This is a genomic window from Sphingomonas sp. TREG-RG-20F-R18-01 (assembly GCF_022662475.1).
Lineage (GTDB): Bacteria > Pseudomonadota > Alphaproteobacteria > Sphingomonadales > Sphingomonadaceae > Sphingomonas.
In genome coordinates this window covers 198,065-214,977 of record NZ_JAKNQQ010000001.1, presented here as the reverse complement: position 1 = coordinate 214,977, position 16,913 = coordinate 198,065, and the positions used below count along the sequence as shown (strand labels likewise).

The window sequence follows — 16,913 nt, the reverse complement described above, 5'->3', positions numbered from 1 at the left end:
ATTACCCAACGGAGCTGCCACACGACTCAAATCGGTCGGTTAACGCTCCGTTAACGAAAGGAATGTTGCGACCGTGACAGTTTGTCAACCCGTTGTAATGTGAGGGATCGGTCGCGGCGATGGCATGGCGCGCCGGCAGATGTACCGAAGAGAAAGATCGATAAGGGCGATGACTGTGACGACACCGACTGCGCTGCCGGCGATCCTTGAGCACCTGAAGGCGGCGCTGGACCGACGCGATCGTGCCGAAACGACCCATGTCGTGACCCGAATGCTCGACCAGAACATGCGCCTTGGCAGCCACTGGAAAGCAATTTCGCAACTGATGCAGGTGAGCGGGGAACTGACGCTCGCGCTGCGGGCGATCGACGCGTTCATCGCGGCCGCCGGCAACACGCCGATGGCGCGCTATTCCAAGGTCGTTTTGCTGACGCAGGCGCATCGCTTGCAGGAAGCGCACGATCTGTTGGCGCAGCTGCCGCGGGACGTGCCCGATCCGGGCGGTCATGCCTATGTGCTCGGCAACACGGCGATGACCCTGGGGCGCGTCGACGAGGCCCGGGCCCATTTGCTCGAGGCGCTGCGTCATCGGCCGGGTTGGGGGCCGGCCTGGCTGTCGCTCGCTTCGGCGGTCAATCTGGCGGACAGCCCGATCGGGGATCAGCTTCTGGCCGAGGCCGGCGTGGCGGAGCGGCAAGGGGCGGGCGATCTCGCGCGCTATTGCTACGCGCTGGGCAAACTGCATGCCGACCGCGGCGATCACGCCGGCGCCTTTGCCGCCTTCGCGCGCGGTGCTGCACTGCTCAAGGCGGCATCGCCGTACAGTCGCCAGGCCGATGCGGCAAACGCCGCCGCGGCGATGGAAGGCTTCGCGGACGGACGGCTCGATCGGTCCGGCACACCCGTGGCGATCGACACCAGCCGCCCGATCTTCGTGACGGGCCTGCCCCGTTCCGGGACGACCTTGGTGGAACAGATCCTGGCCAGCCACAGCGCGGTGCAGGACGGCGGGGAGCTCAATATCCTGCAGCACGTCGCGGTTGCAGCGGGTGGCAATTCGGGCAGCGCGATCGGGCGATATCTGGCGAACGGCGGCACGCTGGACAGTCTGGGGTCGCTCTACCTTCACCTGTTGTCCGAGCGTTTCGGACCGAGCGGTCGCATCGTCGACAAGACGATCGATGCCAGTCGCTTCGTCGGACTGATCGCGACGGTGCTGCCCGACGCGCCGCTGGTCTGGATGCGGCGGGATCCGCTCGACAATGCCTGGTCGTGCTTTCGCACCTTTTTCATCCACGGCGTCGGCTGGAGCTTCGACCTTGCCGATATCGCGCATCATTTCGCGCTGGAGGACCAGCTCATGCACTTCTGGAAGTCGCTGCTGGGCGACCGGTTGCTGGTCGTACCGTACGGCGCATTGGTCGAGGCGCCGGCCGAATGGACGGCGCGGCTGCTGGAGCATTGCGGACTGGACGAGGAACAGGGCGTCTACGCGCCGCACCTGACCCAGCGACGGGTCGCGACTGCCAGCGCGCTTCAGGTCCGCCGGCCGATCAATCGGGACGGGCTTGGCGTTGCGGAGCCCTATCGGTCCTTCCTGCAGCCGTTCACGGCGGCGTATCCGTTCGCATAATCGGCGGTCGACCGACGCCCGGGGCTGTTGCCGGGTAACGCCCCGCGCTATGCGTCAGGGATGGGGCGGCGGAACACCATTCTGATCATCGGCGGCGGCACCGCAGGGTGGTTGACCGCCGCGTATCTGGCCAAGGCGCTGGGCCCGTCGATCCGGATCACCCTGCTCGAATCCCCGGAGATCGGCATCATCGGTGTCGGGGAAGGCACCTTTCCCACGATCCGCGAAACGCTGCGGTTCCTTGGCATCGACGAGGGCGTGTTCGTGCGCGGGGCTGCCGCAACGTTCAAACAGGGGGTGCGCTTTACCGACTGGCTGGAGCCTGCCGGGGCAGGGCGGCATGCGTCCTACTTCCATCCCTTCGAGCCGCCATTCTGTACCGAGGATACCAGCCTCGTCCCGTATTGGCTGCTGCGCGATGATGCCGCCCGGCCCGCCTTTGCGGAGGCCGTGACGATCCAGAACCGCGTCGCGGAAGCGCGGCGCGGGCCCAAGCAGCCCGGCGAGGGGGACTTCGCGGGGCCGCTCAATTACGCCTATCATTTCGATGCGGTGCGCCTGTCGCAGGTTCTGGCAGATCGCGCCCGCCAGCTTGGCGTCGACCATGGCACGGGGCGGGTGACGGATGTCGTTTTGACCGCCGCGGGACGGATCGATCATGTCGAGACCGAGCATGGCGCGCTGACCGCTGACCTGTTCATCGACTGCACGGGGTTCCGCGCGGAATTGATCGGCCGGGCGCTCGGCTCGCCCTTTCGTTCCGTCGCGCCGTACCTGTTTGCCGACCGGGCCATCAGCTGCAAGGTGCCGTACGAACGCCCGGACGCGCCGATCGAAAGCTACACGATCGCGACAGCGCATGAAGCCGGCTGGATTTGGGACATCGGTCTGGCGAGCGCGCGCGGGGTCGGTTGCGTCTATTCCAGCCGGTACATGGATGACGACCGCGCGAGCGCTATCCTGGCGGCGCATGTCGGCGCAGGCGTCGGCGACCTGGCGCTGCGGAACTTGAGCTTTTCGGCGGGGTACCGCGAGCAGCCCTGGATCGGCAATTGCGTTGCGGTGGGCCTTGCGGGCGGGTTTCTCGAGCCGCTGGAATCGACTGGGGTCGTGATGATCGAGGCGGCGGTGGGGATGATCGCGGAACTGTTTCCGCATCAGGGGCCGATCGATCTTCCCGCGCGGCGGTTCAACGCGCTGATGGCCGCGCGCTACGCCGCAATCGTCAATTTCCTGAAGCTGCATTACTGTCTCAGTCGACGTCCGGAGCCGTTCTGGCGAGACAATGCCGACCCCTCGTCGATACCGCCCGCCTTGCAGGAGTTGCTGGAGCAATGGCAATTTCGGCCGCCCAGCCGTTTCGATTTCCAACTCGACGTCGAGTCGTTCGCCTTCTTCAATTATCAGTACATCCTGTACGGGATGGGTTTCCGTACCGATCTGTCGGGCGGTGAAAACGATTTCCCGGACGTCGCCGCCGCGCAGCGCCTGTTCGAGCGGGTCAAATCCTATGGCGAACGCGCCATCCTCGAACTGCCGTCGCACCGCGCGCTGGTCGAGCAATTTGCCCGATCGGCCTCTTCCGACCGATAGCCTATCCGCGCACGAACAGGTTCTTGAGCCACAGCGGTCCGGCGCGCGTCGCCTGTCGCCAGTCGCTGTCGTCGCCTGCGGGGTCGGCGGTATAGCCCCAGGGATTGACGGTCTTGACGCGACCCGCACGAAAGGCCGCCTCATGCCGCGTTGCCAAGGTGAGCCCGTGTTCGAGCGCGGTCGCCGCGATCAGGCCGTCGCGCATGTCGGCATAGCCAAGCTCGGTTGCGCGGCGCGCTACCTGCGCGTCGACGGGCAGGATGCGCCCGTCGAACGCCGGGAGGACGCGGTCCACGATCCAGCGCCGGATCGCCGCCGCGCCGACTTTGTCAGCGCGCTCGATCTGGGCGGCACCCGCGCCGAGTTCGGCCAGCGTCATCGCCGACAGCAACAGAGTCGTCCGGGCCTGTGCCAATGCCCATTGTGTCAGGGCGGGATCGCCACGGCCCGCCTTTGCGCCCCGCAATTCCCACACCACCGCGGTATCGAGCAGATGCATCAGTCGGATCGCTTCCCGCTTCGACCGCCAAGGGCGCGCCAGTCCGGTTCCACGAGCACCGGATCCTCCATCGCGAGCAGCTCGATGACCGTTTCGGTCTGGCCCGCCAGCTGACGAAACGCCTCGATGCCCATGAGGACGTGCGTCGGTTTTCCGCGGTCGGTGACGAAGACCGGCTCGAGTCGCGCCATCCGTTTTGCCTGGCTGACATCCTGGTTGAACAGGCGGCTACTAAGGATTTTCATCGACTGGTGCGCCGTCAAACGAGTGTTCCGATGTAGGTACGTTACTACAATGTGGCGACCGTGCAACGCTTTCGGCGAGCGCTCCGGAATAATGCCGGGCTGGTCAACAAACGGCTTGCAGGTCCCGCAGGCGATGATCTTCATGCGACGCTCGAGAGCATGCGGTCGGCATGTCGGGGCGGGGGTTGTATGCAAGGCTGGATCGAAAGTTTGGGCAAGACGGTCAGCGGCGTGCTGTCGCCGCACGGACCCGCGGCCGTCGCTACGCCGGCGAGCTACACGGCGGGTGACTTCAGCATCCATTTCTTCCTGCAACTCGCGATCATCCTGCTGGCGTGCCGCTGCGTCGGATGGCTCGGCAAGAAGCTGCTGGGCCAACCCCAGGTCGTCGGCGAGATGATCGCCGGCGTGGTGCTTGGTCCGTCGTTGCTCGGTCTGGCGTTTCCGGACCTGCAGACCATGATCTTCCCGAAGGAAACCAAGAACGTCCTGTATGCCGGCGCGCAGCTCGGCGTCGGGCTCTACATGTTCCTGGTGGGCACCACGCTGCGCCTTGACCATTTTCGGGCCAAGGCGCGAAGCGCATCGATGGTATCGTTCGCGGGGATTGCAGCGCCCTTCGGCGCGGCGGTTTTGATAACGCCCGCGCTTCTGACGGTGCCCGGCCTGTTCGCGCCGCACGTCAGCCAGGCGAATGCCACGCTGTTCCTTGGTGCGTGTATCGCGCTGACCGCCTTTCCGATGCTCGCCCGCATCATCAACGAGCGTGGATTGGCGGACAGCGCGCTCGGCACGCTGTCGCTGACGGCCGGGGCGTTCGACGACGCGTGTTCGTGGTGTGTCCTGGCGATCGTCCTCGCGACGTTCGGCGGCGGGCCCGGCGTGGCGATCCTGGCAATCGGCGGGGGGCTGTTGTGGGCGTTGATAGTGGTGGTCGCAGGTCCGCGCCTGTTCGCACCGCTCGCCCGAATCGTCGAACGCGAGGGCGAGATGAATTATGCCGTCCTTGCCGTGATCCTCGCCGCGTTCTGCCTCTCGGCGTTCCTGATGGACCTGGTCGGCATCCATGCGATCTTCGGCGGATTCATCATTGGCGCCGTGATGCCGCGTGGCCTTTTGACGATCGAGATCAAGCGCAAGGTCGAACCCCTAGCGGTCGTGCTGCTGCTGCCGATGTTCTTCACCTATTCGGGCCTCAACACGCGGATGGACATGGTGAACTCGATCCCGTTGCTGCTGATCGCGCTCGGTATCCTGGTGGTTTCGATCCTCGCCAAGGGCGGCGCCTGCTATCTCGCGGCGCGGCTGTCGGGTGAGGACAACCGCACGGCCCTGGGGATCGGCGCGCTGATGAACTCGCGCGGCCTGATGGAGCTGATCATCATCAACATCGGTTTGCAGAAAGGCATCATCGGTCCGACGTTGTTCGCGATGCTGGTGCTGATGGCAATCGTCACAACAGTGATGGCTACCCCGTTGTTTGAACTGTTTTATGGCCGTAAGGGGCGGCAGAGCGGCGAACTCGTCGCGCTCGACGGGACGCTCGCAAGGGTGGCCTGAACCATCCTCCCGGACGGGCGACCGACAGCAGCGGCGCCCGTTTCTACACCCGTTTTCAGAAAGACGTGACGATGAAGAAGTGGCCGCTTGCCGCGGTGGCGCTGTTGAGCAGCGCCGCTTCCGCACAGGACATCCAGTTGAAGCCGCTGATCGATGCCCGGCTGCGCTTCGAGGACGTCGATCAAGCCGACATTCCGCGCGATGCCGAGGCCCTGACGGCCCGGGTCCGCGCCGGCCTTGCAGCCGAGTCGGGCCCGTTCCAGGCACTGGTCGAGAGCGAGGCGACCCTGGCGATCGTCGAGCGCTACAATAATGGCACAAACGGCCGAACCGGCTTCCCGCTGGTCGCCGATCCGCAGAATATCGAACTCAACCGCGCGCAGCTGCGCTATGCAGCGCACGGGGTCACGGTCACGGCCGGTCGACAGGTCGTGGAACTCGCGGACCAGCGGTTCGTCGGTTCGTCCAGCTTCCGGCAGAATCAGCAGACGTACGATGCCGCGCGGTTCCAATGGGGCGATCCCAAGCGGATCTTTGCGGATGTCACCTATGCGTGGTCGGACCGGTCGATCAACGGAATCAACGGGTCCGGCGCGCGGCCGCAGTCGATCGGCGGGAACAACGTGTTTGCGCTGGCCGGCTTGCACAGCCCGATCGGCACCCTGACCGGGTTCGCCTATCTGGTCGACCAGGACGATGCGGCGGTGCAGGGTTTCCAGCTGGAAAGCCAGACGTACGGTGTCAGGCTCGTCGATACGCGGCAGCTCGGCCATGGCATCGGCATCGCCTATGCCGCCAGCTATGCGCGCCAGAGCGACTGGCACCGTAATCCCAACCATTACGCTGCCAGCTATTGGTTGCTCGAGGGCAGCGGGACGGCCGGTCCTGTGACGGCTACGGTTGGCCAGGAAGTCCTCGGCGCGGACGACGGCCGGGCACTGACCAGCGTGCAGACGCCGCTGGCGAGCCTGTTCAAATTCCAGGGATGGGCCGACAAGTTCACGACGACGCCCGCCAACGGCATCCGCGATCTTTACGCCACCGGCGCGCTGGGCTGGAAGAAGGTGGGGCCGCTCGATGCGATCGGGCTGTCGACGACCTACCACCGCTTCCGCAGCGATCGGCTCGATCAGCATTACGGCGATGAATGGGACGTGCTCGCGAGCATCAAGCGCGGCCACACCGCACTGTCGGCGCGCTATGCGCGCTACCGCGCCGAGGCGTTTGCGACCGATACGGACAAGATGTGGCTGGAGGCGGACTGGGTCCTGTAACTAGCCGCGCTTCCGGTCGGCGTCCGGCCAGCCGCTTCGCCAGCGGGGCGGGCGGCTGGCCCAACGCAATGTCGATCATGTCCAGCGGTGCGCCACGGCGGAGCCGTGCCCTCGATCGTCTGGGCGTAAACGGATGCGTACCGCGCACCCTGCAACGCAGCCAGCGCACTGGTTGTGGCGAGCGTTATCGGGATGTCTCGCTCTTGGAGCTCTGTCCCCACCGGGCCGGCCAGTCCGACGGATAGCGGGCAATTGACCGCCATCCGTCTTCGCTGGTGCGGTCAGGCGAAGCGGACGGCCATGGTACGACGGCGGTAGCGCAGACCCGCGCCGACCATGCCGAAACCGGCCAGCAGCATCATCCAGGTCGCCGTCTCCGGCACCGCCGCAACCGGCGCGGCGGTCGTCGTGAAGCGGAAATTGGCGTCGCACACGCCCGTGTTGCACGACGTATCGTTGGTATTCTTCTGGATCAGGCTGCCGCCTGCATAGGCATCGAGGTTGCTCGTTTGCGCCAGCGCAGGACCGAACATCAGGGCGAGGTTCGCCGAGGTCGTGGTCAGCAGCGCGGTATAGGTCTGTCCCGCCGTCAGCGCGACGCTGCCGTTGAAGACGTCGTAGAACATCGTCCCCGTGCGGAACTGGAGGCCAGCGAGGTTTGCCGTGCTGCTGGTCAGCGCGGTGCCGCCGAGGCCGTTCCCCGCAAGGAGGGAAAAGGTCACGTTCGCGGTGGTTTGCGAAGCGCTTGTTGTAGCGAACTGGAAGCCGAAATTGGTCAGCAGCGAATCGGTCGCGACGAACGTCTGGGCAACGGGGCCGCCGCCTAGGACAGTGACGCCACGATTGCCCGAAACGATGCTCACCGTCGTGGTAGCAGAGGCGGCAGTGGCGCCGAACGCAAGGACGCAGGCCGACAGAACAACAGACACACACTTCATGACATACACCCCTGTAACACTACACATAACGACGCGATTGCGGCGCCATTATCGGCGCATTGTTGCAATCCTGCGACATTGACCAAGCAGCAGTGTCGATGCCGGATCGCTTTAGCGCCCTGAACCTTGTCGAGAGACGCACCATAAACCCAGGCAATAAGGGGAATTTGCCGGTGCGAGGCGGCCGCAGCCGACGCGGCGCGACAGCTAGCGGTTAAAATTTCCTTTATGAAGCAATTTTCACAGTGCTGTCACATGGCACGGGTAGCGGCCGCTGCGCAGCGAGTGATCGCCGCTCGAAACGCCGAATGGTTTGGCCGGATCGGGCGGGGATGGTGGCTAGGGGAGTAAGGCGTTGACGACAACCTATTGGAACCTGGGCGGCGGCGATCTGTACCAGGATTGGTCGAACATCGGCCTGATCACGACCAATGACGATTGGTCGGGGGTGCCGTCGATCATGGGGTATCGCGGCGACGGGCTCACGTCTGGTACGGGCATCGATCCGCGCACGCTGACCGGGACCAGCCCCGTCATTGACGTCAACGCCAACCAGACAAATCCCAACACCTTTACCACCGGTGGCGTAACCGAATTCCAGATCGCCAACCCGACGATCGCGCTTTCGGGATCGGGGACGGCGGCGGCGCCCTATCTCGCGATGTACCTCGACGCGACCGGTCGCCAGGGCGTGACGCTGTCGTTCACGCTGCGCGATCTCGAAAATGGGCCGGACAACGCGGTGCAGCAGGTTGCGGTGCAATATCGGCTCGGCGATACCGGCGCGTGGGTCAACGTCCCCGGCGGCTATGTCGCCGATGCCACGTCGGGTCCAAACGCCTTTGGCGCCGATATCCCGGTTTCGGTCACCTTGCCGAGCGATGCGAACAATGCAGCGACGCTGCAGGTCCGGGTGATGACGACCAATGCGATCGGCAACGACGAATGGGTCGGGATCGACGACATCAAGGTCACGAGCAGCGCCGGCACGGGCAACGTGCCGGGCGTTCTCAGCATCGGCGACGCCAGCACGATCGAAGGCGATGCCGGCAGCCATATGATCGACTTTACAGTGTCGCGGATCGGCGGTGCGAATGGCGCGGTCGATGCGACCTATTCGGTCCTGCTGCCCGGCGGGAACGGCGGCGCGAGCGCCAGCGATTTCGGCGCAGTCGCGCTGACCGGCACGGTGCACTTCGCCGACGGGCAGGCAACCGCGAAGATCTCCTTGCCCGTGCTCGGCGACCGCGCCCCCGAACCCAATGAGACGTTCAGCATCACGCTGTCCAATCCGACCAATGGGGCCACGATCGATCGCGCAACCGCAACCGGCACGATCCTCAACGACGATATCCTGCCGCTCAAGATCGGGCAGATCCAGGGCGAGGGGCATACGTCGGGGTTCGTCGGCCAGACCGTGCTGACCGAGGGCGTCGTCACGGCCGTCGATAGCAACGGGTTCTACATCCAGGACCTGGGCGACGGGAATAGCCGGACATCGGACGCCGTGTTCATTTTCACGGGAACCGCTCCTGAATTCTTCGTCGGCGATGCGGTGTCGGTCCAGGGCGTCGTGACCGAATATCGCGCGGGGACCGGCGGCTTGACCGTTACCGAAATCACCGCGCCGGTCGTCACGCTGGAAAGCTGGGACAACCAGCTGCCGGACGCCGTCCTGATCGGGCAGGGCGGGCTGACCCCGCCGAGCACGGTGATCGATGACGACAACTTGAAAAGCTATGACCCCACCACCGACGGAATCGATTTCTGGGAATCGCTCGAAGGGATGCGGGTCACGATCGACAAGCCGCTGGTCGTATCGAATACGACCAACGACCAATATGCCGAGACCGACATCGTCGCTTCCCACGGCGTCGGCGCGACCGGGGTCAACGATCGTGGCGGGATCACCATCGCGAATGGCGACTTCAACCCGGAGAAGATCCAGATCCAGGGCGACAGCGGGATCTTTGCCGGTTTCAAGGCTGGCTATTCGATCGGGGATCAACTGAGCAGCGTGACCGGCATCGTGAACTATGCCGCGGCCAAGTATGAAGTGCTGGTGACCGAGGCCGTGACCGTCACCAAGGACGTCACGCTTGCCAAGGAAGTGACGACCCTGACCGGCGACGCCACGCATCTTTCGATGGCGACGTACAACGTCGAGAACCTCGATTCATCGGATGGCAAGTTCGACGTGCTGGCGGCCAACGTCGTCTATAACCTGCGCGCGCCCGACATCATCGCGCTGCAGGAGATCCAGGACGCCGATGGCGCGGGCACCGGCAAGGATCTGTCGGGCGTCAAGACCGCGCAAGGCCTGATCGACGCGATCGGAGCGATCAACGGCGGCCATTACGCCTATGTCGAGATCGCACCGACGACTGCCAATTCCACCGGTGGCGAGCCGAATGGCAACATTCGCAGCGGCTATCTCTACAATCTCGACCGGGTCACCTATGTCGAGGGCAGTGCGGCGCTGATCGACGGAGCCGCCTACAACAATACGCGCAAGCCGCTGGTCGCCGACTTCCTGTTCCACGGCCAGACGGTCACCGCGATCGACGTCCACCTGACGTCGCGCGGCGGCAGCGATCCCTTGTGGGGCGCGACTCAGCCACCCGCCGACGCGGGGGATGCCGCCCGCACCGCGCAAGCAGCCGGGGTGAAAGACTATGTCAACGCGCATCTGGCCGACAACCCCAACCTAAATATCGCGATCCTGGGCGACTGGAACGGGTTCTCGTGGGAAAATGCGCAGACGCAGCTGACTGACCCGGCCAAGGGCGGGCAGTTTACCGACCTCAACACGCTGCTGTCGCCAGAGGAGCGGTACAGCTATCTATTCGAAGGCAATGCCCAGCAGATCGACCATATCCTGGTCAGCAAATCGCTGCTCGCCAACGCGCAATACGATGCCGTCCATATCAACTCGCAGTTTGGCGACGATCGCCCGACCGACCATGATCCACAGCTTGCGGTGTTCGATTTCAGCACGGTCCTTGCCCGGGCCACGGTGTCCTCGGCGCAGGTCGACAGTGGCATGCATGCCGACAGCTTCGACTTCAGCGCAGCGCCGGTGACGACCGATCCGGCCCAGACGTTCGGCTGGGCGACCGCTGACGCGGCTGCGGCGAAGGTGGCGACCAGCGCACCCGAAGCTCTGGCTAGCGACCCCGCGACGGCCGAGGGCTTCGTCTTCGAGCATCTGCACAGCATCAGCATGTTCGACACGCTGCACCTGGCGTAATCCTCCATCCCCCGGTGCCGCGAGGCACCGGGGGAAGTCCGGACTTTCGATGACCGACATCCCTACGCCAGCGCCCGATCGCCCCGTTGCCAGCGGGGGATGGCCGGCCGTGTCTGAACCCGGTTCCGGTTCGCCGTTCCACGGGCGGATGCGGGATGCGCTGCGCCAGTGCCGGCGTCACCTGATCGCAGCGGCGGCGTTCAGCGCGCTGGTCAATCTGCTGTACATCGCCCCGACGCTGTACATGCTGCAGGTCTATGATCGGGTCGTTCCGACCAAAGGGTTGCAGACGCTCTTCTTCCTGACGATCGTATTGCTGTTCGCGCTTGCCTGCCTTGCGCTGCTGGATCGGGTTCGGGGTCGGTTGCTGGTTCGGGCGGGCGTGCTGCTCGACGCGCTCGTTGCGCCGGCGTTGCTGGACGCTACGCTCGGGCGTCCGGAGTCGCCCGTCGCGCGGCAGGCATTGCGCGACCTCGACCTGATCCGCGGGACGTTGACCGGCCCGGCGATTCTCGCGCTGTTCGATGCACCCTGGACGCCGATCTACATTCTGGTGTGCTTTCTCGTCCATCCATGGATCGGCGTCGTCGCGCTGGCCGGCGGGCTGATCCTTCCGGTCATTGCCTGGCGGAACGAAATGGCGACCCGCGACGGAATGGCGCGCGCGCACGACGTCGCCGCGCGGACCTACGCGGCGCAGGATGCGGCGCTTACCGGCGCGGACGGGATCAAGGCACTGGGAATGCGGCAGGCCTTCGTGGCGCGGCAATTGCGGCAGCGGCTGTCGATGCTCGCGTTCCAGACCGAGGCGGGGTTTCGCGCCGGCGGCTATCTGACCGCGACCAAATTCGTGCGGCTAGCGCTGCAATCGCTGGCACTCGGGCTGGGCGCCATGCTGGCGGTCGACAATCTCATCTCGGGCGGTGCGATCTTCGCTGCGTCGTTTCTGATCGCGCGTGCGCTGGCGCCGATCGAGTTGCTGATCGGTAGCTGGAAGGCCTTGATGCAGGCGCGGGACGGCTATCGCAACATCGACGCGTTGCTGGCCGGCGATCCGTCGCAAGCGCCCCCCACGCGGCTGCCCACGCCCACCGGCACGCTCCGGCTGGAAGGAGTCACGGTCCTCACCGCTGCGCGTGATGCGGCGATCCTGAGTGGCGTGTCGTTCTCGCTGGAACCGGGCGAAGTGCTGGCGATCGTTGGCCCTTCCGGATCGGGCAAGTCGACGCTGGTCCGCGCGATTGTGGGGGCGCTCCCGCTGGATCGCGGATGCGTCCGGTTCGATGACGCGAACCTCGGAGATTGGGATCCCGAGGTCCTTGCTCGGCATATCGGCTATCTGCCGCAGGACGCTGCGCTGTTCGAGGGGACGGTGAAGGACAATATCAGCCGCTTCGCCACCGAAACCGCAGCCGACCCGGCCGCCGTCGATGCAGAGGCGGTCGCCGCGGCCGAAAAAGTCGGCGCGCTGTCGCTCATCCTGCGCCTTGCCGGCGGCTTCGACCATCGGCTGCAGCTCGGCGGGCGCGGCGTTTCGATGGGGCAGGCGCAGCGCATCGCGCTGGCGCGTGCGGTCTACGGCAACCCCGCGCTGTACGTCCTCGACGAGCCCAACGCGCATCTCGATTCGGAAGGAGACGCCGCGCTCAACATGGCGATCGCGCGGCTGAAAGCGGAGGGCAGGACGATCATCGTGGTATCGCACAAGCTCGGCGTGTTGCCGGTGGTCGACAACATGCTCGTCCTTCGCGACGGCCGCGCCGATCTGTTCGGTCCGCGGGACGAGGTCCTCGCTAAGATCGCGCCGCCCAACGTACGCCGGATGGTGCCACCAGTAGCGGACGTACCGGCAACCAGCGGAGGCATGGCATGAAGACCGCGATCACCGTGCTCTCCGGCCCCGAGCTTCCGGAGCGGTACGAACGGCGGCTTGCCGACCCGTCCGGCGACATCCGGATCGGGATCGGGATCGCCGTCGCCTTCTTCGGGGTGTTCCTGGGATGGGCGGCATTCGCGCGGCTCGACGCCGCGGCCTATGCGCCCGGGATCCTGGAAGTGTCCGGCCAGCGGCAGACGGTCCAGCATCGCGATGGCGGGGTGGTCGGCGCGATCTATGTCCGTGAAGGGCAGCGCGTGGAGCGCGGCCAGTTGCTGGTCCGTCTCGCCGCCGCCGAGGTGCTCGCGCAGGAACGCGCGCTGAGCGCGCAGGCGATCCGGCTGCTGGCGCAACGCGCACGGCTCGAGGCCGAGGAGATCGGGACGGGGACACTCGGCACGCCCCCGGAATTTGCGACGCTTCCGCCCGAGGATCGCAACGATGCCGCCTTGGCGCTCCGGCTACAGCAACGCGAACTGATCGCGCGGCGGGCGACGCTCGCGGCACAGCGTGGCGCGCTCGGGCAGCGGGCGGCACAATCCACCGCCCAGGGGCGTGGCTATGACACGCAAGTGGTGTGGGCGCAGGAGCAATTGCGGATCATCGACGAACAACTGAAAGCCCTGGCACCGCTCGCCGAAAAGGGTTTCGTATCCCAGACCCGGCTGCGCGAACTCGAGCGGATGCGCGCCGAACTGGTCGGACAGCGCGGGCAATATGCGGCAAGCGTCGCCCAGACGCAGGGCGCGGCGCGGGAAAGTCAGATTACCGCGATCGAAGCCGAACGCACCTTTCACGAGCGTACTGCTGCCGATCTGCGCGATGTCGAAACGCGGCTGGGAGATGTCTTGCCCAAGCTTGCCGCCGCGCGCGACCAGCTCCGCCGGACCGACATTCGTGCGCCGGCTACGGGCGCGGTGATCGCGCTGAGCGTCTTCACGCCCGGGGGGGTGGTGACACCGGGACAAAAACTGATGGACATCGTACCGGAACGGACCCCGCTGCGGATCCAGGCCCGGATCACCCCCGATGATGCGGATGATCTGGCGGTCGGACAGCGGACGTTCGTCAAGTTTCCCGGACTGCACGACCGGACCTTGCCGGACCTGGAGGGGCAACTGACCCGGCTGTCGGCGGACGCGCTGACCGACGAAAAGACCGGAGCAACTTATTTCACCGCCGAGGTCACGGTGCCGCGAACGCAGCTGGCGCGATTGAGCGCGGGGCGCGGCACGGACTTCGCGGTGCGGGCGGGCATGCCGGTGCAGGTGTTGGTCCCGCTGCGCAAGCGGACGGCGCTCGGTTACGCGTTCGAGCCGCTGGTCGGGGCGTTCTGGGGGGCGTTCCGCGAGCATTGAGGCAATCGCGGCCGACGGCCGCAGTCCACGCACCGAAACCGTTCCGGCCTCGCGCAGCTTGCGCCATCATCCCCGGTCCCTGTCGGCCATGTTCGACCATGCGGTGCGCACGGCGCCGCGCAGCTTGCGCCCGCGTGCCATCGACACGTCGCGGAAGCGTTCGCCTGCCGCGGCAAAGTCGCGCGCGCGATTGGGCGCGCGGTCGAGCCCTTCCACCTGCATGACCCAGAGTTGTCGAAACGCGCCGCCCTTCTGCCGCAGCAGCTGTTGCGGCGGCCCATCCTCGACGACGCGACCGTCCTCCACCACGATCACGCGGTCGAACCCGACGATCGTCGAAAGGCGATGCGCGACGGCGATGACCGTCCGGTTGCGCACCAGCGCGTCCAAACCGTTTTGCACTTCGAGCTCGCTCTCCGAGTCGAGCGCGCTCGTCGCCTCGTCGAGCAGCACGATCCGCGCGTTCTTCAGAAAGGCGCGGGCGATGCCGATCCGCTGTCGCTGGCCGCCCGAAAGATTGGCGCCGCGCTCGCCGACGATGCTGTCATATCCATGTGCCAGCCGACGGATGAAGTCGTCGCAGCCGGCGGCTTCCGCAGCGCTGTGGACGTCGGCATCGCTCGCATCCGGGCGTGCGATCCGGATGTTGTCCATGACCGACCGGTGAAACAGCAGGACTTCCTGCGGCACCACCGCGATCGCGTCGCGCAAGGACTCCTGCGTAACCTCGTCGATGCGCTGGCCGTCGATCGCGATGTGCCCGATCTGCGGGTCGTGAAACCGTTGCACCAGCTGAAGCAGCGACGACTTGCCGGCGCCGGACGGGCCGACGATGCCGACCTTCTGTCCGGCCGGGACGCTGAGCGACAAATCGTGGATCACCGGATGCCGGGCATCGTAGCCGAACGTCACGTTGGCCAGGTCGACGGTACCCTCGCCGACGCGCAATCGCGCCGCGTCGGGCGCATCGTTGAGAGTCTGGGGCACGCCGATGATGTCGAGCGTCTCGCGCAAGTAACTGAACTGCTGGTTCGTGTCGATCACCGCCATCGCCAGGTCGCGCGAGCCGTGCAGGATCCGGAAGGTCATGGTGCTGATGATGACGACATCGCCGGTCGAGATCGCCCCGGTGGACCAGCGACCGATCGCCCAGACCAACGTTCCCCCCACCAGGACCGCGAGCGCCAGATCATGGAGACCGCGCATCTGTTCGACGAAGAACCAGCCACGGCGCTGGGCATTGGCCTCCTGGTCGAGAAAGCCCTCGAGCCGTTCCAGTTCGCGATCCCGTGCCGCGAAGGCTTTCACGACCCAGATATTGCCGATCAGGTCGATCAGTTCGCCACCCGCGGTCCCGGCATGCTTGGCAAAGGCGGTGTGATGAACGTGGCCGCGCATGCCGAGCAGGATCAACGCAAACGTCACCAGGACGAAGATGCCCCCGAGGATCGCGGCCATGGCGGCATCGATCGAGACAAAGATCAGCATGGCGCCGACGAACGTGATCAGCGGCGGCGTCACCTCCTGCAACAAACGGTGCGCGATCGCGCCGAAGATGCCCGCGAGGCCCGAGATGCGGTGCCCGAGCGACCCGGCCCGCTGGTTCTGGAAGAAGGGCATCTGATGGCCTGTCAGATAATTGACCATATCGAGCCGGATGCCGACGCCGGAACTGACCGTCGCCTGGCCCAGGGTCAGCGCCGCAGCGCGTTGCATGAGGCTTTCGAGCATGACGAGCGCCAGGAACAGGACGAGCGCCGCATAGACGGTGCCGCGCGCGCGGATGCCGCCGGTCATGGCATCGATCAGCAGCTTCATTGCATATTGCACCCCGATCGAACTGATCGAGGCCCCGGCGACGAGCATGCCGAGCAACAGGAAGATCCAAGGCCGCGCGGCCACGTAGTGAATCAGAAAACGGGTCGGACTGTGCAGAAAGGGCAAGGGATCAGCTCCGTCCATGAGCGGTTCTGCTGCAACGCAGCAACAAACGACGCAAGTCGAAGTTTCCCCGGAATCGCCTGGGCACGGTGGCTGGTGCGCCAGACCGCCTGAAGCGAGCCCGCGCCCGTCCGGCCCGCGCGCGGCCTGACTGCTGTAGCCGCCACGGGGCCGCGGGTACGGGCGAGGCGGGCCGGCTAGTCCATGCGTTTCAGTCCGGTCGCATAGCGGCGCGCATTGGCGACATAGTGTTGGGCCGAGACCAGCAGCATCGCTTTGGCAGCCGCATCCAGTTCGCGCACCGCGCGGGCGGGGCTGCCCACGATCAGGCTGCCGGGCGGGAATAGCTTGCCCTCGGTGACCAGCGCTCCAGCGCCCACCAGGGAGTCCGCCCCGATGACCGCGTGGTTGAGGATCGTTGCGCCCATGCCGACGAGAACCCGGTCGCCGATCGTACAGCCGTGCAGGATGGCATGATGTCCGATCGTGCAATCCTCGCCCACGGTCAGCGGCGCGCCCGGGTCGGAATGCGCCATCGCGCCTTCCTGGACGTTGCTCCGCGCGCCGATCGCGATCCGCGTGTTGTCGGCGCGGATCACGCTTCCGAACCAGATTCCGACGTCGTCGCCCAGCACGACATCGCCGATCAGCTCCGCGCTCGGGGCAATCCAGCTGTTGTCGCCCAATTGCGGCGCGCGTCCGTCGATTTCGTACAGCGGCATGGCAGGTCCTTTCGCGTGTCGGTG

Annotated in this window: 12 protein-coding genes; 7 read left to right on the top strand and 5 right to left on the bottom strand. The window is 65.8% G+C overall.

All coding sequences use genetic code 11. The features are described from left to right. The first annotated feature begins 169 nt into the window (after positions 1-169). Both L8K25_RS01035 and L8K25_RS01030 read left to right on the top strand, forming a co-directional pair. Positions 170-1,633 carry a sulfotransferase gene (locus L8K25_RS01035; protein WP_242137074.1) on the top strand — a complete coding sequence of 488 codons (1,464 nt, stop codon included), beginning with the start codon at positions 170-172 and terminating at the stop codon, positions 1,631-1,633. A gap of 60 nt (positions 1,634-1,693) precedes the next feature. Then, complete coding sequence (locus tag L8K25_RS01030; protein ID WP_242137073.1) at positions 1,694-3,226, top strand: tryptophan halogenase family protein; 1,533 nt, start codon at positions 1,694-1,696, stop codon at positions 3,224-3,226. A 1-nt stretch (position 3,227) separates the two neighbouring features. On the opposite strand, the gene L8K25_RS01025 is transcribed toward L8K25_RS01030, so the two are convergent. Together L8K25_RS01025 and L8K25_RS01020 are read right to left on the bottom strand one after the other, a co-directional pair. Continuing rightward, positions 3,228-3,725 carry a PIN domain-containing protein gene (locus L8K25_RS01025; RefSeq protein WP_242137072.1) on the bottom strand — a complete coding sequence of 166 codons (498 nt, stop codon included), beginning with the start codon at positions 3,723-3,725 and terminating at the stop codon, positions 3,228-3,230. Beyond that, the gene (locus L8K25_RS01020) at positions 3,725-4,114 is read right to left on the bottom strand and encodes a type II toxin-antitoxin system Phd/YefM family antitoxin (RefSeq protein WP_242137071.1); all 390 of its coding nucleotides are present in this window, start codon (positions 4,112-4,114) and stop codon (positions 3,725-3,727) included. Before L8K25_RS01020 ends, L8K25_RS01025 begins: the two co-directional genes overlap by 1 nt. Before the next feature lie 45 nt (positions 4,115-4,159). Between L8K25_RS01020 and L8K25_RS01015 the strand changes: the two genes are divergently transcribed. Then, positions 4,160-5,530 (top strand): cation:proton antiporter, encoded by a 1,371-nt coding sequence (locus tag L8K25_RS01015; RefSeq protein WP_242137070.1) that lies wholly within the window; start codon positions 4,160-4,162, stop codon positions 5,528-5,530. 71 nt (positions 5,531-5,601) lie between these two features. Further along, entirely contained in the window at positions 5,602-6,804 is a 1,203-nt protein-coding gene (locus L8K25_RS01010; RefSeq protein ID WP_242137069.1) for a hypothetical protein, read from the top strand. 281 nt (positions 6,805-7,085) lie between these two features. Here the strand turns inward: L8K25_RS01010 and L8K25_RS01005 are convergent, their stop codons facing one another. Then, positions 7,086-7,742 carry a PEPxxWA-CTERM sorting domain-containing protein gene (locus tag L8K25_RS01005; RefSeq protein WP_242137068.1) on the bottom strand — a complete coding sequence of 219 codons (657 nt, stop codon included), beginning with the start codon at positions 7,740-7,742 and terminating at the stop codon, positions 7,086-7,088. Between the two features lie 355 nt (positions 7,743-8,097). Here L8K25_RS01005 and L8K25_RS01000 point away from each other — a divergent pair, with 355 nt between their 5' ends. The 3 genes from L8K25_RS01000 (at position 8,098) to L8K25_RS00990 (ending at position 14,226) form a co-directional block, all read left to right on the top strand. Continuing rightward, positions 8,098-10,992, top strand: a complete 2,895-nt coding sequence (locus tag L8K25_RS01000) for an endonuclease/exonuclease/phosphatase family protein (RefSeq protein ID WP_242137067.1) — start codon at positions 8,098-8,100, stop codon at positions 10,990-10,992. A 148-nt stretch (positions 10,993-11,140) separates the two neighbouring features. Next, entirely contained in the window at positions 11,141-12,865 is a 1,725-nt protein-coding gene (locus L8K25_RS00995) for a type I secretion system permease/ATPase (RefSeq protein WP_242137865.1), read from the top strand. Next, the gene (locus tag L8K25_RS00990; RefSeq protein ID WP_242137066.1) at positions 12,862-14,226 is read left to right on the top strand and encodes an HlyD family type I secretion periplasmic adaptor subunit; all 1,365 of its coding nucleotides are present in this window, start codon (positions 12,862-12,864) and stop codon (positions 14,224-14,226) included. Before L8K25_RS00995 ends, L8K25_RS00990 begins: the two co-directional genes overlap by 4 nt. Before the next feature lie 66 nt (positions 14,227-14,292). On the opposite strand, the gene L8K25_RS00985 is transcribed toward L8K25_RS00990, so the two are convergent. Both L8K25_RS00985 and L8K25_RS00980 read right to left on the bottom strand, forming a co-directional pair. Next, positions 14,293-16,128, bottom strand: coding sequence for an ABC transporter ATP-binding protein (locus L8K25_RS00985; RefSeq protein WP_242137065.1), 1,836 nt, complete (start codon positions 16,126-16,128; stop codon positions 14,293-14,295). 236 nt (positions 16,129-16,364) lie between these two features. Beyond that, on the bottom strand, positions 16,365-16,889 hold the full coding sequence (locus L8K25_RS00980) for a gamma carbonic anhydrase family protein (protein WP_242137064.1): 525 nt from the start codon (positions 16,887-16,889) through the stop codon (positions 16,365-16,367). Positions 16,890-16,913: the final 24 nt, after the last annotated feature.

Bases quoted from the DNA above. Each gene is read 5' to 3' on its own strand.
- L8K25_RS01035 (WP_242137074.1), top strand. From the start codon at position 170: ATGACTGTGACGACACCGACTGCGCTGCCGGCGATCCTTGAGCACCTG.
- L8K25_RS01030 (WP_242137073.1), top strand. From the start codon at position 1,694: ATGGGGCGGCGGAACACCATTCTGATCATCGGCGGCGGCACCGCAGGG.
- L8K25_RS01025 (WP_242137072.1), bottom strand. From the start codon at position 3,725: ATGCATCTGCTCGATACCGCGGTGGTGTGGGAATTGCGGGGCGCAAAG.
- L8K25_RS01020 (WP_242137071.1), bottom strand. From the start codon at position 4,114: ATGAAGATCATCGCCTGCGGGACCTGCAAGCCGTTTGTTGACCAGCCC.
- L8K25_RS01015 (WP_242137070.1), top strand. From the start codon at position 4,160: ATGCAAGGCTGGATCGAAAGTTTGGGCAAGACGGTCAGCGGCGTGCTG.
- L8K25_RS01010 (WP_242137069.1), top strand. From the start codon at position 5,602: ATGAAGAAGTGGCCGCTTGCCGCGGTGGCGCTGTTGAGCAGCGCCGCT.
- L8K25_RS01005 (WP_242137068.1), bottom strand. From the start codon at position 7,742: ATGAAGTGTGTGTCTGTTGTTCTGTCGGCCTGCGTCCTTGCGTTCGGC.
- L8K25_RS00995 (WP_242137865.1), top strand. From the start codon at position 11,141: ATGCGGGATGCGCTGCGCCAGTGCCGGCGTCACCTGATCGCAGCGGCG.
- L8K25_RS00990 (WP_242137066.1), top strand. From the start codon at position 12,862: ATGAAGACCGCGATCACCGTGCTCTCCGGCCCCGAGCTTCCGGAGCGG.
- L8K25_RS00980 (WP_242137064.1), bottom strand. From the start codon at position 16,889: ATGCCGCTGTACGAAATCGACGGACGCGCGCCGCAATTGGGCGACAAC.